Below are 18,726 nucleotides of genomic sequence, written 5' to 3' on the forward strand. Positions count from 1 at the left end.
TGGATCTTCGGTCTGTACCAACAAGCCCGCGACTCATGACTCGCGACCAAAGGGGCTGTTGCATAAGCAACAGCCCCTATTTCTTGCAAGGAAGGGAACCACACCAATGGATTGGGCAGAAATCAAGGCGGCAGGCTTGGCCTGCTACAATATCAAGCATCTGAAGGAACGGAAACGCTACTGGGTCTATCTGATCCGCTGCCGGACCCACCGGGGACAGATGGATGCACTGCAGAAATTCTTCCATGGGGATCCCCTGCGCCGGGAAGTGCTCCAGGGGATGCCCTGTCTCCTGGAACAGGCGACCCGGGCTTTCTTTTTCAAGGGAGCAGATTGGGCAGAACGGGAAAAACTGATCACCTATCACATTTTTGCCCTGCAACAGCTGATGGAACCGGAATTCCTCCGGCAGATTTATGTCCGCCACGGCCGGGTGAATTTGTGGACCGATGCATTCCAGGAAAAGCCTCTGACCCTGGATCTCCTTTTCCATCCCGGACAGCGGAAGGAAGGCTGTCTCTCCCTGGTCCTCCACTGGGGAGAACTGGATTTTTATCAGATCATGTTCTGGCTGGGACCGGATCCGGAAAGCGGAAAACCCTGCTTCTGGGTGGGGGCTCTCCAGGGGACCAGCCTAGGGAACGATGCGGTGAAGGCTATGACCAAGAAATTCTTTGGCTACCGAACCAAGAACCTGATCTTCTACGGGCTGCGGACCCTAGCGGATCTGATGGGCTGCCAGGCCATCTTTGCGGTGACCAATGCAGGCTATTATGCCATGAACCATGTGCGGATGGACCGGAAGCTGAAGACCGATTTCGGGGATTTCTGGGGAGAATGCGGGGGAGAACCCTGCGCTGATCCCCGGTTCTACCGGATCCCACTGGAAGAAAAACGGCGGGATCTGTCAGAACTGAAGCCTTCCAAACGGGCCAATCACCGGCGCCGGTATGAACTGATGGATCGGATGCGGGCCGAAATGGCAGAGAAACTGGCCCCCTGGAAAAAAGCAAAGAGTGGAGAGGCCTAGAAGGAACGGCCTTTCACCGTACCCTGATTTATGATACAATAAAACCAATAGTTCCTGAAAATACCCTGACGGAGGTGTCTGGATTGAAGAAAAAATTCATCAGCTTGTTATTGACGGCTCTGCTCTGCCTCACCAGCCTGGTCCCTGCTTTCGCAGAAGAGCTGGCTTCTACCAATACGGTGGCAGGGAAGGTGGAAATCGCGGAGAATTTCCTGTATGGCGCGGTGCAGACCGGCTCCCTGGTCTCCCGGGTGGATAAGATGGAAACGGATATGTATGGCCAGAAAAGCACTGGTTCCGTCATGAGCCGAGTGGACAAACTGTACAACCGGCTGGAAGGAGCCCCTGTCAATGGGCAGCTGTCCATGGCCACCATGATGAACGTCATCGAGTGGCAGTTCTCGGACCGGATGTCCATCGATGCGGCCAAGAGCCGGCTGGGCCATCTGGAAACCCAGATCTTCGGTACGGAATATGCCAAGGATTCCTTCAACAGCCGCCTGAACCGTCTCACCAAGGCGGCCTTCCCCAACGGCAGCCTGACTTCCAGCACGGTGGTGCTGCCCAAGGATTCCCTGATCAAAGTAAAATTCATGGAAGACATCAACAGCAAGACCAATCAGCAGGGGGATACCATCGACTTCATCGTGGATGACAATGTGTATGTGGGGGATGCCCTGGTACTGCCCAAAGGAGCCAAAGGCTACGGACAGATCAAAAAGATCGTGCAGCCTCGGATTTTCGGACGGGATGCCCGGATCGACCTGGATTTTTCCCATGTGGTGGCGGTGAACGGGGGCGCGGTCCCTGTGATGGTGGGTGACCTGGCCAAACAGCAGGCCAAGACAGCTGCCGGTGCCGCCGGTGCTTCCATCGGGGGCATGATCCTCTTCGGGCCTGTAGGCGTTGTGGGCGGTGCCTTTGTGAAGGGTTCTTCTGTGACCATTCCTGCTGGGACCAACACTTATGTGCAGGTAGCGGAAGATACCAGCGTGGACGGCGTGATCCTGGCCGGCAGTTCTGCTGTGGGACAGCAGCTGGATGGGAGCAATGCCCAGGAAGGGCCTTCTGCTGCCCAGCCCGCTTCTGCGGTGACCAAGAAACCGGCTGGAGAACCGGCCGCTGTTGAAACGGCTCCTGCCCAGGAAACCCAGAAGGAAACTGCCGGGACGGTCCAACCCAAGAAATCTACGGGAGTGGCTCTGGATGAAACGGAACTGGAGCAGCCTGCGGATGACAAGAACGCTGTCCAAGAACCTGCTGCGAAAGACAGCGGGGAAGATAAAGCGGATGCAGAGACCGAAGCGGCTCTGGCCGAAGACCAGAAACGGGACGAAGAAGCCAAGAAACTGGTACGCAGGAACAACAGCCAGCCTGTGCTGGATGAAGATGACGGAAGTGCCTACAATTCCTCCACCCTTTGAGACGGTGGGGAAACCGGGCCTCTCTCTTTCACACAAAGTTGCGGAAGAGAGGGGCCTTTTGTGTTATAATATTGAAGAGTGTAACTGTTTTTCAGGCAGGGAGCTGCCTGCATGCAGATGATTTGATGATGCAGAAATTATCCATTGGAGGACAAGATCCTATGAACAAGAAGGCATTGGCCTTGGGAATTACATTGGCCCTGTCGCTGCCTGGGATGGCCAGTGCAGCGGTGACCTATGATGGGGGAAAACTGAGCAGCAAGGATGGCCCCGCCTTTCAGCCGGCCGTCCAGAGCCTGGATGAAGTGGAATCGCTGGCCCGGACCAAGGAAGGAGTCCATCGGCTCCAGGACCAGCCGGATGCCAAGACAGAAACCATCACCCGGGCTGGCCGGGAGACGGCAAAAGAGCAGAAATTGCGCCAGAAAAAGGGGGAAACGGTCCCCAGCGAATCCACCCTGCCCATCACCATTTATGGGGATCAGGTACAGTACAATTCGGAGACAGGGGATTTTGAAGCCAAGGGGAATGTGCGCCTATACCAGGGCAACCAGAAGCTCTACACCGCCCAGGCCCAGGGCAATTCCAAGACTGGGGATGTGTATCTGTTGACCGGCGGCCGGATCGTGGATGAAACCAGTTCCGGGACCAGTGTGACCGATGGCCAGTGGGGCCACTATAATTTCCTGGACAAGACCGGCACGGTGAAGAACATTTCCGGCCACAACGGCAAGGACTTGTACAAGGCAGATATCGGGGAAATCTACCCGGACCGGGTGGAACTGACCAGCGGGGGCAGCACCACCCGATGCCCGGCGGTGAAGCATCCTCCCTGTGTGGAAGTGAAGGCGGACAAAGTGGTGATCTATCCCAAGGACAAGATCATCGCCTACAATGTGAAAGTATATGTAAAGGGCAAACACATCTATTCCCGGGACCGGTGGATCAACCGGATGGACGACAACGGCAGCAAGCAGAGTCTGCTGCCCCATATTGGCTATGATACGGACCATGGGGTGAAGATCCGCTACAATCTGGATTTTCCCCTGAGCGACAAGAACAATCTGGATGCAGAGCTGAAGTACTATTCCAAGATCGGCTGGCGGCCTCTCTTTACTGACCGGCAGGACGAAAAGAACTTCTATGTGCAGATCCAGGACGGTCATACGGAAGACTCGGACAACAACTGGATCCGGAAAGAACGGGATGTGAAGTTCGTCTACAAAGCCCACAAGTTTGATGACCGGGTGCCGGTGAACTATTCTGCCTATATCAGCCACGGTCTATGGAAAGACAACTGGAAGCGGAGCTGGCACACGGAATACGGAGTATTCCTGAACCATGATCCCATCCGGCTGACCCATGAAAAGATGCCTCTGTACCTGAACCTGGGGGTGGGGCACAAGTGGGTGAAGGAAAGCATCACTGACGATACGAAAAAGACCATGCTGTATTCCGCCACCCTGCGGAAGGACTTCGATGGGGGCTGGAACACCTGGCTGGGTTATTACTATGAGAAGGAACACAGTTCCGTCTTCTCTTATGCGGATCCGGACATGGCCAAGGAAATCCAGTGGGGACTGGGCAAGCGGCTGGGACCCAATGACTGGGTGAACGTAGTCATGCGGTACGACCAGGGCAAGAGCAGTGTGTACGAATACATCTACCGGTGGTATCATGATTTCTGCTGCTTCCGCTTGGGCCTGGAATATCGGGACAAGAAGTACAAAAATGATCATGAATGGAGTGTGACATATGACCTCTATCGGTGGTAAGGCACAGGAAATCATCGGAGCCCGGCTGCTGGAACATGAAAAACTGGTCCACCGGGTCATGGGCAGCAAACGGCTGCTGAAAGCCATTGAAGAAGCGGCCGGGATGATCTCCCTGACCCTGGCTTCCGGGGGCAAGGTGATGTTCTGCGGCAACGGGGGATCAGCGGCGGATGCCCAACATTGGGCGGCCGAAATCGTCGGCCGGTTCCAGAAGGAACGGCCGGGGATGGCAGCCCTTGCACTGACGACGGATACGTCCATCCTGACGGCCATCGGCAACGACTACGGTTATGAACGGATCTTTGCCCGGCAGGTGGAAGGCCTGGGCCGGGAAGGGGATGTGCTGGTAGGGATTTCTACTTCCGGGAACAGCGGCAATGTGCTGGCGGCCATTGAAACGGCCCGGACAAAGGGCATCCGGGTCATCGGCTTCACAGCCAAGGGAGGCGGCAAGATGGCCGGTCTCTGCGACGTGCTGCTGGATGTGCCGTCGGAAAATACGGCACGGACCCAGGAAATCCATGAAATCATGGGACATATCATTTGTGAGCTGGTGGAAGAATATGCGTAATACCAAAAGTACCCAATTCCTGACGGAAGATATCCAGAAACTGCGGATCGCGGTGATCGGAGATGTGATGCTGGACCGGTATATTTACGGGGAAGTGAAGCGGATCTCTCCGGAAGCTCCGGTGCCGGTGAATCGGGTGCGCCGGATGGAAAGCGTCCTGGGGGGGGCCGGGAACGTGGCCGCCAACCTGGCCGGACTGGGGGTACAGGTCTATGCGGCAGGGGTCACCGGCCCCGATGAGCACCGGGAAGCCCTGGAAGAAAAGATGGCGGCGGCGGGAATCGATTTCAGCGGACTATTGCCCATGATGGGCCGCCGGACCATCACCAAAATGCGGATCATCGGGGCTCGGCAGCAGATGCTCCGGCTGGACTTCGAAGAACCGGGGGATCTGACCCCGGAAGAAGAGGGACGGCTGCTGGATTGGCTGGAAAAACGGCTCCAGGCCGGGCTGGATGGCATCGTCCTCAGTGACTATGCCAAAGGGGTCTGTTCGGACCATTTCTGCCAGACGGTGATCGCTTTGGCCCACAGTGCCCAGGTTCCGGTGCTGGTGGACCCTAAGGGAGCAGACTGGCGGAAGTATGCCGGCTGCGATTTTATCACCCCCAATGTGAAGGAAATGTGTGAAGCCGGAGGCAAAGTGGTCCCCAACGAAACGGAACCCCTGGTAGAACTGGCGTCCAAAGCCCGGGATGATTTCCACATCAAAAATGTGGTGGTGACCCGGTCGGAAAAAGGGGTTTCCCTGATCAACCGGAACGAAGTGATCACCGAAGCGGCTACGGCCCGGGATGTATTCGATGTTTCTGGGGCCGGGGATACGGTGGCGGCGGTGCTCTTGGCAGCTGTGGCCGGGGGGCTGTCCCTGGGAGATGCCCTGAACCTGTCCAACAAGGCGGCAGGGATCGTGGTTTCCAAAGTGGGGACCTATCCGGTCCATCGGGAGGAACTGCTCCGGGAAGTCCTGGCCTGTGAAGAACGGGAAGGACGGGATTACCGGCCCCTCAGCTGGGACGAAGTGACCAGTCTGGCTCGGACATGGCAGGCTGCTGGAGAAAAAATCGTCTTCACCAACGGCTGTTTCGATATCCTCCACACCGGCCATGTGACCTATCTGGAACAGGCTTCCCGGCTGGGACAGCATCTGATCGTGGGGGTCAACACCGATGCTTCTGTAAAACGGCTGAAGGGGGAAACCCGTCCCTTGAACCAGGAAAACGACAGGGCCCGGATCCTGGCCGCCCTGGCCTGTGTGGACGCGGTGGTACTCTTTGGTGAAGATACCCCCGCGGAATTGATCCGCCGGATCCGGCCGGATATCCTGGTGAAAGGCGGAGACTACAAACCGGAAGAAGTGGCCGGACGGGAATACGCCGGCCGGGTGGAAATCCTCCCCTTCAAGGAAGGCTATTCCACCACCGGGGTGATCCGGAAAATCGCAGAACTGGTCAAGGAGGGTAAATTATGATCATTGTAACCGGGGGTGCCGGTTTTATTGGCAGCAATATCGTCAAAGGACTGAATGACTTGGGACGGGAAGACATCCTGGTGGTGGACAACCTGACCAATATGGTGAAGTTCAAGAACATCCAGGGGCTGAAGGTCATGGATTACCTGGACAAAGTGGATTTCATCCAACGGGTCCGGGCCGGGAAGTTCGATCACGAACCCATTGAAGTGATCTTCCATGAAGGAGCCTGCTCCGATACCATGGAATACAACGGCAAATACATGATGGAGAACAATTTCGAATATACCAAGACCCTCATGCATTTTGCCCTGGACCGGCGGATCCAATTCCTCTACGCCTCTTCTGCGTCCACCTATGGCAGCGGGAAAAACGGTTTCCGGGAAGAACCGGCCTGTGAAGAGGCCCTGAATGTGTATGCTTTCTCCAAGCTGTTCTTCGACAACTATGCCCGCCGGTATTTCGACAAAGCGGAAAGCCAGATTGCTGGGTTCCGGTATTTCAACGTATTCGGGCCTCAGGAGAACCACAAAGGGAAGATGGCTTCTATGGTGCGCCAGATGTTCCTCCAGTGGCAGGCGGAACACAAGGTGAAACTGTTCGGGGAATATGACGGCTACGGGCCGGGAGAACAGACCCGGGATTTCATCTACGTCAAAGATGTGGTGAAGGTGCTGTTCGATTTCTGGCAGCATCCGGAACGGAAAGGGGTCTTCAACTTGGGGACCGGCCATGCCCATACCTTCAATGATATGGCCAAAGCCGTACTGGAATTCTTTGGCAGTGGGGAATTGGTCTATGTGCCCTTCCCAGAAGTGCTGAAAGGCAAATACCAGAGCTATACCCAGGCGGATACCACCAAGCTGCTGGCAGCCGGTTATACGGGCGGCTTCACGGATTTCAGCCAGGCGGTGAAGGAATACTGCCAGGTGCTCCAGGATTCGGACGGCTACTACAAGGCATGAGACAGGCGAAAAAAGCAGTGTTCCTGGACCGGGACGGGGTCCTGGACATGGACAAAGGCTATATTTACCGTCCGGACCAGGTGGAATGGGTGGCTGGAGCCAGAGAGGCTGTGGCCCACCTGTGCCGCCTGGGCTACCAGGTGTATGTGGTGACCAACCAGAGCGGCATCGCCCGGGGCTACTACACCCAAAATGACATGGAAAAGCTCCATGCCTATATGGCAGAAGAAATCAAAAAAGCCGGCGGCCAGATCGACGGCTTCTATTTCTGTCCCCACCATCCTACCAAAGGGGTGATCCCGGAATTGACCATTGCCTGCAGCTGCCGGAAACCCCGGCCGGGGATGATCCTGAAAGCCTTGGAAGAACACGGACTGGACCGGGAAGGGTCCTTCCTGATCGGGGATAAGGAAAGCGATGTGGAGGCGGCCTTGGCCGCAGGGATCCCAGGCTACCGGTTCACCGGCACGGACCTGCTGGCTTTTGTCCGGCAGATACTGGCTCGGCAGGAGGCGGTGAAGTGACCTACAAGAACATCCTGATCATCAAAATGAGTTCCCTGGGGGATGTGATCCATGCCCTGCCCTTTGCGGCAGCTCTCCGGGAGACGTTTCCGGACAGCCGGATCAGCTGGCTGGTCCATCCCCAATTCAGCGCCTTTGTGCCGGAACCGCCCATCATCGATGAAGTGCTGTATTTCGATAAGGCGGCCTTTGGCAAGATGGGGCTGGAGGAAAAATGGAAGACACTCCGGGCAACCCGGTCTATGCTGCGGTCCCGGAATTTCGATCTGGTCATTGATCTCCAGGGCCTGTTCAAAAGTGCCGTGATGGCCTGGCTCACCGGCTGTCCCCATCGGATCGGCTACTGTGAGATGCGGGAAGGGAGCCGCCTGGTTTCCCGGCCCATCACCGGAAGCCATGCCCATGACCACGTGATCGAGCGCTATCTGGATGTGGCCCGGTATCTGGGAGCGAAGGTGGAAAAAATCACTTATCCCATGCCGGCACTCACGGAAGAGCGGAAGACCATCCGCCGGCGGCTCCAGGAGGCGGGGATGCCGGAGGGAGAAAAGCTGCCCTATGTGGTGTTGGTGCCCGGTGCCCGGTGGGAAACCAAACGGTGGCCGACCGGACATTATGCAGCTCTCGCTCGGAAGTTCCTGGCAGAGGGAATCTGGGTGGTACTGGCCGGCGGTCCTGGAGATGCGTCCTTGGGAGAAAAGATCCGGGAGCTGGTGGGGCCGGAACCCCATCTTTTGGATTGGATCGGACAGACCAGCCTCCGGGAATTGGGGGCGCTCATCAAAGAAGCACGGTTCTATGTCAGCGGGGATACAGGACCTCTCCATATCGCCACGGCACTCCAGAAGCCTCTGGTGACCATGTACGGTCCCACCCGGCCGGATCGGACCGGGCCCTACGGGAATCCCCAGGCCACCGTGCTGGTGAGCCCGGTCTCCTGTGCCGGCTGCCTGAAAAAACACTGTGACCACTGGAACTGCATGGGGGCCGTGACCCCAGAGCAGGTTTACAAGCTGTTCAAGGAGAAGGAGGCAAGAGACTGTGACTGAACTGGCAGGGAAGAAAATCATCGTGACCTTCCTGATGCACCTGGGAGATCTGGTGCTCACAACGCCCTTCCTCCATGCCCTGCGGAAGGCGGCTCCCGGAGCAGACATCACTTATCTGGTGGATGAAAAGCTGAAGGAAATCGTGGAATACAATCCCAATATCGACCATGTGTGGACCATCGACAAAAAAGGGAAGGACAACAATCTCCGGGCCCTGTGGGCCATGAGCCGGAAAATCACCGATGCCCATTTCGATGTACTGATCAACCTGCATCCCAATGAACGGTGTTCCTTCATCGATGCCATGGCAGTAGTACCGGTGAAGGTGGGGGCTTCCCATTTCCTGTTCCGGGGCTTCTTCCATCCCTGGCTGAAGCTGAACCGGAAGATCCATGCGGCGGATATGTACCTGGATGTGCTGAAGCGGATCGGGGTGGAACATCCCCAGCACAACGGACTGGAGGTGTTCCCAGGGCCAGAACACAAAAAAGCGGCAGAAGCCTTCTGGGCGGCCCAGGACCTGCAGCCGGGAGAGCAGGTAGTGGGGTTCAACATCGGCAGTGCCGTAGTCACCAAACGGTGGGCTCCGGAACGGTTCGCTCAGGTAGCGGATACCCTGGCCAAGGAAGGATACCGGACGGTGTTCTTCGGGGGCTCCATGGATGAGGATATGGTCCGGGAGGCAGTAGCTTTTATGAAAAGTAAGCCCATGATCGCCACGGGAAAATTTTCCCTGGGTGAGCTGGCTGCGGCCATGAGCCGGTGCAGCCTGATTATCACCAACGACAGCGGCCCCATGCATGTGGCCATCAGCCAAAAAGTTCCCATTGTGGCCATGTATGGACCCAGCCATCCCGAGCTGTATGGACCCTATACCAGACTGGCCTCCATCGTTCGGGCTGATCCTCCCTGTGACGGCTGCCGCAAAGGCATGAAACACCACTGTGACGATATGCGCTGCATGCGGGATCTGACAGTGCAGCAGGTGCTGAAGGCGGCCCACCGTTGGCTCAGCAGAAAAAAGTAGAAAATTTTTCAAAAAAGGGGTTGCCAAATTCGGGAGAATCTTGTATACTAACATAGTCGACGGTTGATGAAGCCACCGACATGATGGTCCGCTAGCTCAGCTGGTAGAGCACCTGACTCTTAATCAGGGTGTCCAGAGTTCGATCCTCTGGCGGATCACCATTTTTTTTGGCCGGATGGTCAAGCGGTTAAGACACCGCCCTTTCACGGCGGTATCGGGGGTTCGATTCCCCCTCCGGTCACCAACTTATGGGCGCTTAGCTCAGCTGGGAGAGCGTCTGCCTTACAAGCAGAATGTCAGCAGTTCGATCCTGTTAGCGCCCACCACAAAAGAAGACGATACATGCGTAACGCTGTATCGTCTTTTTTATATGTATTTTTTTGACGGCAGGAGCGGGCTGACCGAGCGGGATTGCAGAGCAACCCCTGGTGCGCCCTGCAGAGAGGGATTTGAATTGAAAGCAGGGATTTTTCTCTTTATCTCGAATAATATGTATTGATTCTGCTGATTCTGCAAAGGAGGTGCATACCATGGCAATCCAACTGCTGGCAGCCGGCCTGATCCTGCTGGCTGTGGAATCCTTTATCCCCGGTTTCGGGATCTTCGGCATCAGTGGACTCCTGTGTCTCTTGGGAGCGCTGTATCTGGCACTGGGGGCCACGGCCCAGGCTGCGGCCCTGGTGGGAGGCCTGCTGCTCATGCTGGTGGTCCTGGGCTGGTGGCTCGTCCGCCGTGGCCCAGGCAGCTGGCTGGGCCGCCATGTCACCCTGCATCTCCGTTCTACGGCAGCCAGGGGCTATACGGGCCAGGCGGAACGGAAGGATCTTTTGGGCCGGAAGGGGATCACCCAGACGGTCCTGCGTCCTTCCGGCCGTGCCCTGATTGACGGGGAATTGGTGGATGTGATCACTGAGGGAGAATTTTATGAACCGGGAACCGCCATCAAGGTGGTGTCTGTAACTGGAGGTCGGACTGTGGTCCGGAAGGAGGAAGATCCATGATTGCGATTTTAGGCAGTACCGTATTCCTGGTGGCCATCTTGGTCATCATTGTCCTGTTCCTGCACTTTGTCCCTCTGGGCCTGTGGATTTCAGCCATGGCTGCTGGGGTCAATGTGCATATTTTTACCCTGGTGGGCATGCGGCTGCGCCGGGTCATCCCCTCCAAGATCATCCTGCCTTTGGTGAAAGCCAACAAAGCCGGGTTGGATGTGAACGTGGACCAGCTGGAAGCCCATTATTTGGCCGGCGGGGATGTGGACCGGGTGGTAGATGCACTGATCGCTGCGGAACGGGCGGCCATCCCTCTGACCTTTGAACGGGCAGCGGCCATCGACCTGGCCGGCCGGGATGTGCTGGAAGCGGTCCAGATGAGCGTCAATCCCAAAGTCATCGAGACTCCGCTGATTTCCGCTGTGGCCAAGAATGGCATCGAACTGAAGGTACGGGCCCGGGTCACGGTACGGGCCAATATCGACCGGCTGGTAGGCGGTGCCGGAGAAAGCACCATCATCGCTCGGGTGGGAGAAGGCATCGTCACTACCGTGGGGTCTTCGGAAGAACATACGGATGTATTGGAAAACCCGGATCACATTTCCCGGACCGTCTTGAGCAAAGGGCTGGATGCGGGTTCTGCCTTTGAAATCCTTTCCATCGACATTGCAGACGTGGATGTAGGCCGGAACATCGGGGCTCAGCTCATGACGGACCAGGCGGAAGCGGACAAAAACATCGCCCAGGCCAAGGCTGAAGAACGCCGGGCCATGGCGGTGGCCAAGGAACAGGAAATGCGGGCGTATACCCAGGAAATGCAGGCCAAGGTGGTGGAAGCCCAGGCCCAGGTGCCGGAAGCGCTGGCCCAGGCTCTCCGGGAAGGCCATCTGGGAGCCATGGATTATTACCAGCTGAAGAACCTGATGGCAGATACGAAAATGCGGGAGAGTCTGGTGGCACCGCAGCAGGACGAGCTGCCGGCCACTCGGAAACCGGAAAAATAACAGGAGGCTTTCATGAGAAGTGATTTGCTGCTGTTCCTGCTGTGGGTGGTTTTCCTGCTGGCGGGACAGTTCCTGAAAAAGAAGAAAAAGCCTCAGAAAGTGCGGCAGCCGGCACCGGACCGCACGCCAGGCCCCTTTGTCTGTGAAGAAGCCCAGGCTCCTGACCGGAAGGCGCCGGTGGTACAGCCCACCGTAAAACCAGTTCGCAGTGGCCTGGTGGAGGAAATCCGGGATCTGAAACCTATGGTGGCCCCCCAGGTAGGGGAGATCCGGGAACGAAAAATGGAAGCTCCCGTGCATCCGGCTCTTCCTGGGACCCTGCGCCAGGGGATGCTGTGGACTTTGGTACTGGGAGAACCCCGGAGCCGCCGGAGCTGGGCTCAGGAACAAAGGGAGCGCCGAACTCATGGAATCTGAAAAAAGTGACTGCAGGATACAAGTTGTTTCTGCGGAGCAGAATCAGTATAATAGATACAGTATTTTGTGAGGGGGATTTGATCCAATGATAGAAACAACAACGCGGGCGGAACAGGCTGTGGCCCTGAAACATGCTTCCGGGGTGCATACCAACTGTGCCCAGGCAGTGATCTTGGCCTACCAGGACAGACTGGGTAAATCCACAGAAGAACTCCGGGCCCTGGGAGCTGCTTTCGGTTCCGGCATGGGCGGCATGGAAGCCACCTGTGGGGCACTGACGGGCGCAGCAGTAGTGCTGGGACTGCTGGACAAAAGCGGCCGGGAACCCAAACTGGTGATGAAGGACATTCTCCAGGAATTCAAAGAAAAAGCCGGTGCCACCATCTGCAAGGATTTGAAAGGCGTGGGAACGGGAGAAATGCTCTGTTCCTGCGATGACTGTGTACGGTTGGCCGTCCTGGGACTGGAAAAACACCTGGGGTGAGAGCCGGAAAACAGAAAATGTGGACAAGTGGGGAGTTATCCACGAAAAAGTGGATAACTCCTTGCTTGTCCACAAGAAGAGTAGAAAAGTCAGAAATAGACGACTCGGCAATGGATAAATGATTTTCCTTTTAGGCAGATAGGAGGTCAATTATGGATATAGAAGAAATTAAAACTTTTATTGAACTTTCAAAAAGCCGTAATTTTTCCCGAACAGCAGATTTGCTCCATGTCGTGCAGTCTACTGTTTCTAACCGGATCCGCTCTTTAGAGGAATATGTGGGAAAAACACTGGTGATTCGAGATAAGACAGGTATCCGGTTGACAGCTGCTGGTAATTTATTTCTACAATACGCCATACAGATTGTGAAACTGGATAAGGCAGTTTTGGAGGAAATCCAAATGGCCAGTGATTTTACCGACAGTTTGAACATTGCCAGTGTTCAGTGGCTTTTTGATTATTATTTGAAAGAGCCATTGATTCAATATTCTTTTCAGAATCCTCAGATTGCAACCAACTTGACCATAGCACATAGTGAGGATATCTTGCCTCTGCTCCAAAACCGGATTTATGATGTCGCCTTGATTTCTTATCGAGTGAATCACCCTTCTTTATTGTGTCTTTCTCTGCCGTCTACACCTGTAGTTTTTGTGGGGCAGAGAGAACAGTATGGCTATTTGGCCAAAGGCATACGGAAAGAAGAACTGGCAGGAATCCCGTTAATTTATTCGGATATCTGGGAAAACTATCTTTCGGATATTTCAGAAAATATAGTTTCAGAAAGTCGAATATTTGAAGTACGCTGTAACATGCTAGGCAGTGCAAAGGCCTTTTGCCTGTCTGGCAGCGGTTGCTGTTTTCTGCCTCGGAAAATGGTGGAGAAGGAACTTCAAACAGGTAAACTGATCCAGATTCCCATCCAGGACTTATCAGAAAAGGTGATGCAGCCATTTATGATTTGCCGTCGAAACCGGTTAGATTCACCGGCTTTGAAAAGTTGGCTTTTCTTATTGTCTGAAATGAAAAAAATATGAAAGTCAGTAGTTTTTTGTGCTGAAGCAGTCTGATTCAATGATCTCGTGGAAGACTTTTTCCTATCGATAGTTCCTTAGGAAAAAGGTCTTTCTTTTTTATTTGTATGGAGTCATTTATGGCTTGGAGAAAATGATTTTTGAATGAAGCAATTTAAAAAACGAATCAAAATAATCATTTTTATTCGTTAGACGAATAATATAAAAACACTATACTGAAGGCATCTCAGAGAAACAGAATCGATAGGAAACGAATGGATTGTCTCTGTTCAAGCCCTGAAAAAATGAAAGGAGATATTGATTATGAAGAAAATCCAAACGGCGAATGCACCAGCAGCTATTGGCCCGTATTCACAAGGAATCCAGGTGGGGCAGTTTTTGTTCATTTCAGGACAACTCCCTATCAACCCGGATACAGGATCATTTCCAAAAGGCGATATCCGTGACATGACTGTTCAAGTATTGAAAAATATCCAGGAAATTTTGAAAGAAGCTGGCGGAACTATGAATAATGTGGTGAAAACTACAATATTTGTCAAGGACCTGAGAGACTTTGCCTTTATTAATGAAGTATATGATAAATTTTTCGATTCTGTACCTCCAGCTCGCTCTTGTGTGGAAGTTTCGGATATTCCCAAAGGCGCACCAGTAGAAATCGAAGCCATTGCTACTCTCTGCGTCGAGAAGTAAAAAGAAAACGGAACAGCCAAGTAGAGCATCCAGATAAGGGAGAAATCCAAAATGTATTATACCGGAAAAGTGAAATGTCTCCATTGCGGAAGAGAATATGATACGGAACATTTATTTGAAGGGTGTCCTCATTGCCGGACCAAAGAATTTGTATCCAATGTGACACCTCTATATGATTTGCCAAAAACTGATGGAAAAAGGGAAACATTTTTACAGATGTTTCCGGGAAAAGGACTGTCCGCCTATCAGGCTTTATTGCCGTTCCGAAAAAAAAGGAAACTAGTGGATTTAGGGGTGGGAAATACAGCTTTGACTGCTCTGGAACGGCTAGGAAAAGAATTAGACCTGGAACTGTACATCAAAGATGAAACGAGGAATCCTACATGGGGGCATAAGGATAGATTGAATGCGGTGCTGATTAATAAAGCATTGGAACAGGGGGCACCCGGTGTCATCTATGCTTCCACAGGTAACAACGGAGCTTCAGGGGCTGCTTTTGCGGCTAAAGCAGGGCTTCCTTGTATCATTATGACGGTGACTGGAGTCAATCGGACTCTGGAGACTTTTATGCAGATATACGGTGCAGCCCTTATTGGGGTTAAGACTACAACTGATCGATGGAATGTGCTGAAGCATATGGTAGATGAAAAAGGTTGGTACCCAGCGACCAATTATGTGATTCCTATTGTGGGGAGTAACCCCTGGGCTATCGAAGGATACAAAATCATTGCTTATGAACTTTATCGGCAGATGAAAGTACTGCCAGATAAAATCGTAGTTCCCATCTGTTATGGAGATGCGCTATTTGGCATTATGAAAGGTTTTTCTGAGCTAAAGGAAATGGGCTTTATTCAAAAAATCCCTCAGATGGTTTCAGTGGAAGATTATGGACCGGTGGCAAAGGCGTATCATGAACAGCAAAATATTATTGAACCAGTAAAAGGATGGGGAAGTGTAGCTTCTTCGATGTCCACTGTTTGGGGAACGTATCATTCGCTTTATGCTCTGAAGAAGTCTCATGGCTTGGCTGTTTCATTGGAAAATAATCGTGAAATCAATGCTGCTCAAAAGGAACTAGCGCAAAAGGAAGGTGTCTATTGTGAATCGGCTTCTGCTTCCACTTTGGCCGGCTTGAAGAAACTCTTGGCACAGGGAGCCATCAAAAAAGGAGAAAAAGTTGTTTTACTGATTACTGCCAGTGGAGTAAAAGACACTGCAGTTACAGCTTCTTATCTGCCTCCTGTACCAGAAAGCACTGCAGAAATGGATGATATCGTCCGTATCTTGAAGGATGTCTATCACCTCCCAGTGGGCAGCTGAGATATTTTCCAAGGGGAAATCTCCTGGTATAACGAACGGAGGGAAAATATATGGAAAATAAAAATCTGTTTGATCAGGAAAATAGGAAAAAAGAAAGGCAAAAGCCCATGACACTGGGAGGAGCCTTATTGATATTTTTGATTATCTGTACGGCTATCGCTCTTCAAAAAGTAGTCATTAAGGGTGATATGGGAGCTATGTTTTTCATGCTCTGGGTATTTCTGATTCCCGTAGGAATTTATTTTGGACATTCTTCTTCAGAAATGGAAGAAGCTGCGATCCAGTTTACGGCTAAAGCCATCTCTCCTATGCTGGTCCTTCTGGCAGCAGGGGCACTGATTGGAACTTGGATTTCTTCAGGTACCACGCCAGCTCTCATCTATTATGGGCTGAAATTCATCAATCCTAAGATCTTCCTGGTGGTTTCCATGCTGCTTTGTACGATAGTTGCTCTCTTTTGCGGTACATCTAATGGAACAGTCGGAACAGCAGGTGTTGCTTTGGTAGGAATCGGCAACAGCATGGGAATCCCTATTGGAATCACAGCGGGAGCTGTAATTTGTGGCGCTTTTTTTGGAGATAAAATGTCTCCTGTTTCCGACACAAATATCCTTTCTACTTCCATCACAGGTGTCAATATGTTTACCCATATCCGGTATATGGTATTTGATCAGGTTCCCGGCTATTTGATTTCTCTGCTACTTTTTTTCTTCATCGGTCTGCAGTACCAAGAATCTATCGATAATGCATCTACTTTAGCATTGATGGAGGGGTTGCAGGACCAATTTCAGATGGGCTTTTTTGCCTTTTTGCCTATGCTGGTTACAGGCATTCTCCTTGCTATGAAACAGTCTTCCCTGCTGGCTATTTTGGGGGGAGCAGTCATCGGAATCCTGGTTTCTATCTTCTACCAGGGCATGGATCCCATTGCGGCCATAAATGTTTTCTACAGTGGATATTCTATCGTTACGCCCAATAAAGATTTAGCTACGTTACTGAACCGAGGAGGGGTAGCCGATATGTGGGGCCTTGCCGGTATTACTCTATTCGGTTTTACGGTAGCTGGAATGCTGGATTATCTGGATGTGCTGAAAAAATTGGCCGAAGCTGTATCTAGAAAAATACATTCTATTACTGGGCTTGCTTTCATTACCATTTTGTTTGGATTTATTGGTAATGCAGTTGCCCTTAGTCAGAATTTTGCTATAGTAATGACGGGAACCCTAATGAATCCGATATATCCCAAATACAATCTGCTTCCCAAGAATTGTTCCAGAGATCTCCAGGCAGGAGGAACTTATGGAGCGATGTTCATTCCGTGGAACAGCAATACTGTTTTTGTTTGTGGTGCACTGGGTGTAACCGTAACTGAATATTTGCCTTATATTCCATTGCTGTATCTGACGCCGCTGGTAATCCTGGTTTATACTGTCATTCGGTTTAAAGTTGAACGGATTTATCCGGATGTAGGATATGTAGATATCACAGGACGATTGGCAAAAGATCCGCAGAAGCAGAAGGAAATATTGGAAATATGATGAATGGAAGCTGCTCCTGGAAATGAAGAGAGTGTGCAGATCCTAGTAAAATATCGTTGGATGTATAACGAGGCTGTTGCGTGGGCGGCAGCCTCTATTAGTTTATGTGGAATCGTCAAAAACTTGTTGATACATATAAGAACAGGCGAAAGGCAATGTAGAAATGCACCGGTTCCAGGCAGCTGCAGGGGGTGAAGCAGATTGGCAAGAGGTGGATTTTGACAGGATTTTACGTCATTGCCGGATTCAATCGGAAGCATGTCGTGGAGCTGCTGGATACCTATCTGGACAACTATTACGACCTGTCTCAATGTACCGTCTTGAGCAACAGTGACGGGGGCAGCGGGTATACAAAGGGATGTGTTCGATGAACTGGTGGCAGGCTGCCAGCGCCACGAGCATTTCCGGGATCGGTACCATGTGAACGAGAAAATCCGTCAGCGACCAGGATGGGTCTGGAAGCGGGGCCTGGTTGACTGTCTCCATCACAAGGTCCGGCAACACGACCTGGAGGGTGTCCACTGCTGCCTGGACATGCTGGAAGGAGAAAACAGCAATGCCGAAGAGGAGGAGAACGTCAGGAAACTGCGGGCTTACTTGAAACGGAACTGAGAATATCTGACTCCCCTGCCACTTCGGGAGGGTCTGGAAAAGTGCTTGAAAGGCCTGGGGACATGTGAGAGCAACCATCGGACAACACCTATCGAATGAAGAAGCAGGGCCACCGCTGGAGCGAAGGCGATGGTCAAGGTGATCAGTGGTCTGAAGAATGGAGACCTAGAGCAGGCACTGTCAGGAGAGCTGTGCGGTATGGAATGCTGCTGAAAACCCGGAAAGAGTACCGGAATGCAGTGCGGGAAGCGCTGAAAAAGCCGATATTCGTCCCTCACGTAGGTACCCATCAGTGCAGAATTGCCAATTACGGTCCCAGCAGCAGTCCCATGGGACAGTTGGCCGCAGCACTGAACTGGTAATAAGGGCGGACTTGGCCTCCGGCCTTGCTGGTACTTTGTACGAGTATACATCGATTCTCCGGGAGCCGGGAGGGCAGGCCCAGGAGGAGTCGGCGGGACAACATCGGGTGTTGTCGCTCCTGGGGTGGAGCACGCGGGCGAGGCCATCCGGCTTCCTGGTCCGTAGCCGCTGCCTTTGACCGACAGGGCAAGGCGATAGGCTGTGAGCCTCCCGCCAGGGACGAACGGGTCTGCCCTCCCGGCGGAGAGACTTTGCGGGTGGATGAGTAGAGAAGTTTTTTGCCCTCTGGGCGGCCGGGATGGGCTTCCCATACGGGAAAAGCCCCTACAGCGTCATGGTCAGAGTCTGGTACAGATGGCGGGCCGCCGGTTGTACGGCCCTTACGGTTCTGTACTCTTGACTTTTCACTCTGCACTTTCGGCTCATGAATAACTATACT

Annotated in this window: 20 protein-coding genes and 3 tRNA genes; all 23 read left to right on the plus strand. The window is 53.0% G+C overall.

Translation table 11 applies throughout. The features are described from left to right. Positions 1–106: 106 nt before the first annotated feature. Entirely contained in the window at positions 107–1,030 is a 924-nt protein-coding gene (locus tag BQ2657_RS05620) for a VirK/YbjX family protein (RefSeq protein WP_075579742.1), read from the plus strand. Between the two features lie 74 nt (positions 1,031–1,104). Further along, complete coding sequence (locus BQ2657_RS05625; RefSeq protein WP_232709020.1) at positions 1,105–2,454, plus strand: hypothetical protein; 1,350 nt, start codon at positions 1,105–1,107, stop codon at positions 2,452–2,454. A 125-nt stretch (positions 2,455–2,579) separates the two neighbouring features. After that, positions 2,580–4,229 (plus strand): OstA-like protein, encoded by a 1,650-nt coding sequence (locus tag BQ2657_RS05630; RefSeq protein WP_232709021.1) that lies wholly within the window; start codon positions 2,580–2,582, stop codon positions 4,227–4,229. After that, the gene (gene gmhA, locus BQ2657_RS05635; RefSeq protein ID WP_075579745.1) at positions 4,210–4,800 is read left to right on the plus strand and encodes a D-sedoheptulose 7-phosphate isomerase; all 591 of its coding nucleotides are present in this window, start codon (positions 4,210–4,212) and stop codon (positions 4,798–4,800) included. Before BQ2657_RS05630 ends, gmhA begins: the two co-directional genes overlap by 20 nt. Next, positions 4,793–6,271, plus strand: a complete 1,479-nt coding sequence (rfaE1, locus tag BQ2657_RS05640; protein ID WP_075579746.1) for a D-glycero-beta-D-manno-heptose-7-phosphate kinase — start codon at positions 4,793–4,795, stop codon at positions 6,269–6,271. Before gmhA ends, rfaE1 begins: the two co-directional genes overlap by 8 nt. Next, positions 6,268–7,236: an ADP-glyceromanno-heptose 6-epimerase gene (gene rfaD / locus BQ2657_RS05645; protein ID WP_075579747.1), complete on the plus strand. Its 969-nt coding sequence runs from the start codon at positions 6,268–6,270 to the stop codon at positions 7,234–7,236. Before rfaE1 ends, rfaD begins: the two co-directional genes overlap by 4 nt. Continuing rightward, complete coding sequence (locus BQ2657_RS05650; RefSeq protein WP_075579748.1) at positions 7,233–7,760, plus strand: D-glycero-alpha-D-manno-heptose-1,7-bisphosphate 7-phosphatase; 528 nt, start codon at positions 7,233–7,235, stop codon at positions 7,758–7,760. Before rfaD ends, BQ2657_RS05650 begins: the two co-directional genes overlap by 4 nt. Continuing rightward, complete coding sequence (gene waaF / locus BQ2657_RS05655) at positions 7,757–8,809, plus strand: lipopolysaccharide heptosyltransferase II (protein ID WP_075579749.1); 1,053 nt, start codon at positions 7,757–7,759, stop codon at positions 8,807–8,809. The genes BQ2657_RS05650 and waaF overlap by 4 nt, the downstream gene beginning before the upstream one ends. A 34-nt stretch (positions 8,810–8,843) precedes the next feature. Next, a complete protein-coding gene (locus BQ2657_RS05660) occupies positions 8,844–9,836 on the plus strand; it encodes a glycosyltransferase family 9 protein (protein WP_370822787.1) in 993 nt (330 codons plus the stop codon). Positions 9,837–9,921: 85 nt separating this feature from the next. Continuing rightward, positions 9,922–9,997 (plus strand) — tRNA-Lys (locus BQ2657_RS05665). 8 nt (positions 9,998–10,005) lie between these two features. Next, positions 10,006–10,080 (plus strand) — tRNA-Glu (locus BQ2657_RS05670). Positions 10,081–10,086: 6 nt separating this feature from the next. Beyond that, positions 10,087–10,162, plus strand: a tRNA-Val gene (locus BQ2657_RS05675). A 204-nt stretch (positions 10,163–10,366) separates the two neighbouring features. Continuing rightward, positions 10,367–10,837: an NfeD family protein gene (locus tag BQ2657_RS05680; protein ID WP_075579751.1), complete on the plus strand. Its 471-nt coding sequence runs from the start codon at positions 10,367–10,369 to the stop codon at positions 10,835–10,837. After that, entirely contained in the window at positions 10,834–11,832 is a 999-nt protein-coding gene (gene floA / locus BQ2657_RS05685; protein ID WP_075579752.1) for a flotillin-like protein FloA, read from the plus strand. Before BQ2657_RS05680 ends, floA begins: the two co-directional genes overlap by 4 nt. A gap of 12 nt (positions 11,833–11,844) precedes the next feature. Beyond that, positions 11,845–12,249: a hypothetical protein gene (locus tag BQ2657_RS05690; RefSeq protein WP_075579753.1), complete on the plus strand. Its 405-nt coding sequence runs from the start codon at positions 11,845–11,847 to the stop codon at positions 12,247–12,249. A gap of 85 nt (positions 12,250–12,334) precedes the next feature. Then, entirely contained in the window at positions 12,335–12,733 is a 399-nt protein-coding gene (locus BQ2657_RS05695) for a C-GCAxxG-C-C family protein (RefSeq protein WP_075579754.1), read from the plus strand. A 152-nt stretch (positions 12,734–12,885) separates the two neighbouring features. After that, on the plus strand, positions 12,886–13,767 hold the full coding sequence (locus BQ2657_RS05700) for a LysR family transcriptional regulator (protein WP_075579755.1): 882 nt from the start codon (positions 12,886–12,888) through the stop codon (positions 13,765–13,767). 300 nt (positions 13,768–14,067) lie between these two features. Beyond that, entirely contained in the window at positions 14,068–14,454 is a 387-nt protein-coding gene (locus BQ2657_RS05705) for a RidA family protein (protein WP_075579756.1), read from the plus strand. Positions 14,455–14,505: 51 nt separating this feature from the next. Continuing rightward, on the plus strand, positions 14,506–15,774 hold the full coding sequence (locus BQ2657_RS05710) for a threonine synthase (RefSeq protein ID WP_075579757.1): 1,269 nt from the start codon (positions 14,506–14,508) through the stop codon (positions 15,772–15,774). 50 nt (positions 15,775–15,824) lie between these two features. Then, positions 15,825–17,312: a Na+/H+ antiporter NhaC family protein gene (locus BQ2657_RS05715; RefSeq protein ID WP_075579758.1), complete on the plus strand. Its 1,488-nt coding sequence runs from the start codon at positions 15,825–15,827 to the stop codon at positions 17,310–17,312. A 218-nt stretch (positions 17,313–17,530) separates the two neighbouring features. Then, positions 17,531–17,683: a hypothetical protein gene (locus BQ2657_RS12980; protein ID WP_154667106.1), complete on the plus strand. Its 153-nt coding sequence runs from the start codon at positions 17,531–17,533 to the stop codon at positions 17,681–17,683. Beyond that, the gene (locus tag BQ2657_RS05720; protein WP_075579759.1) at positions 17,673–17,924 is read left to right on the plus strand and encodes a hypothetical protein; all 252 of its coding nucleotides are present in this window, start codon (positions 17,673–17,675) and stop codon (positions 17,922–17,924) included. Before BQ2657_RS12980 ends, BQ2657_RS05720 begins: the two co-directional genes overlap by 11 nt. 203 nt (positions 17,925–18,127) lie before the next feature. Beyond that, positions 18,128–18,286 carry a hypothetical protein gene (locus BQ2657_RS12985; protein ID WP_154667107.1) on the plus strand — a complete coding sequence of 53 codons (159 nt, stop codon included), beginning with the start codon at positions 18,128–18,130 and terminating at the stop codon, positions 18,284–18,286. Positions 18,287–18,726: the final 440 nt, after the last annotated feature.

The organism is Acidaminococcus massiliensis (assembly GCF_900095825.1).
Taxonomy (GTDB): domain Bacteria; phylum Bacillota; class Negativicutes; order Acidaminococcales; family Acidaminococcaceae; genus Acidaminococcus; species Acidaminococcus massiliensis.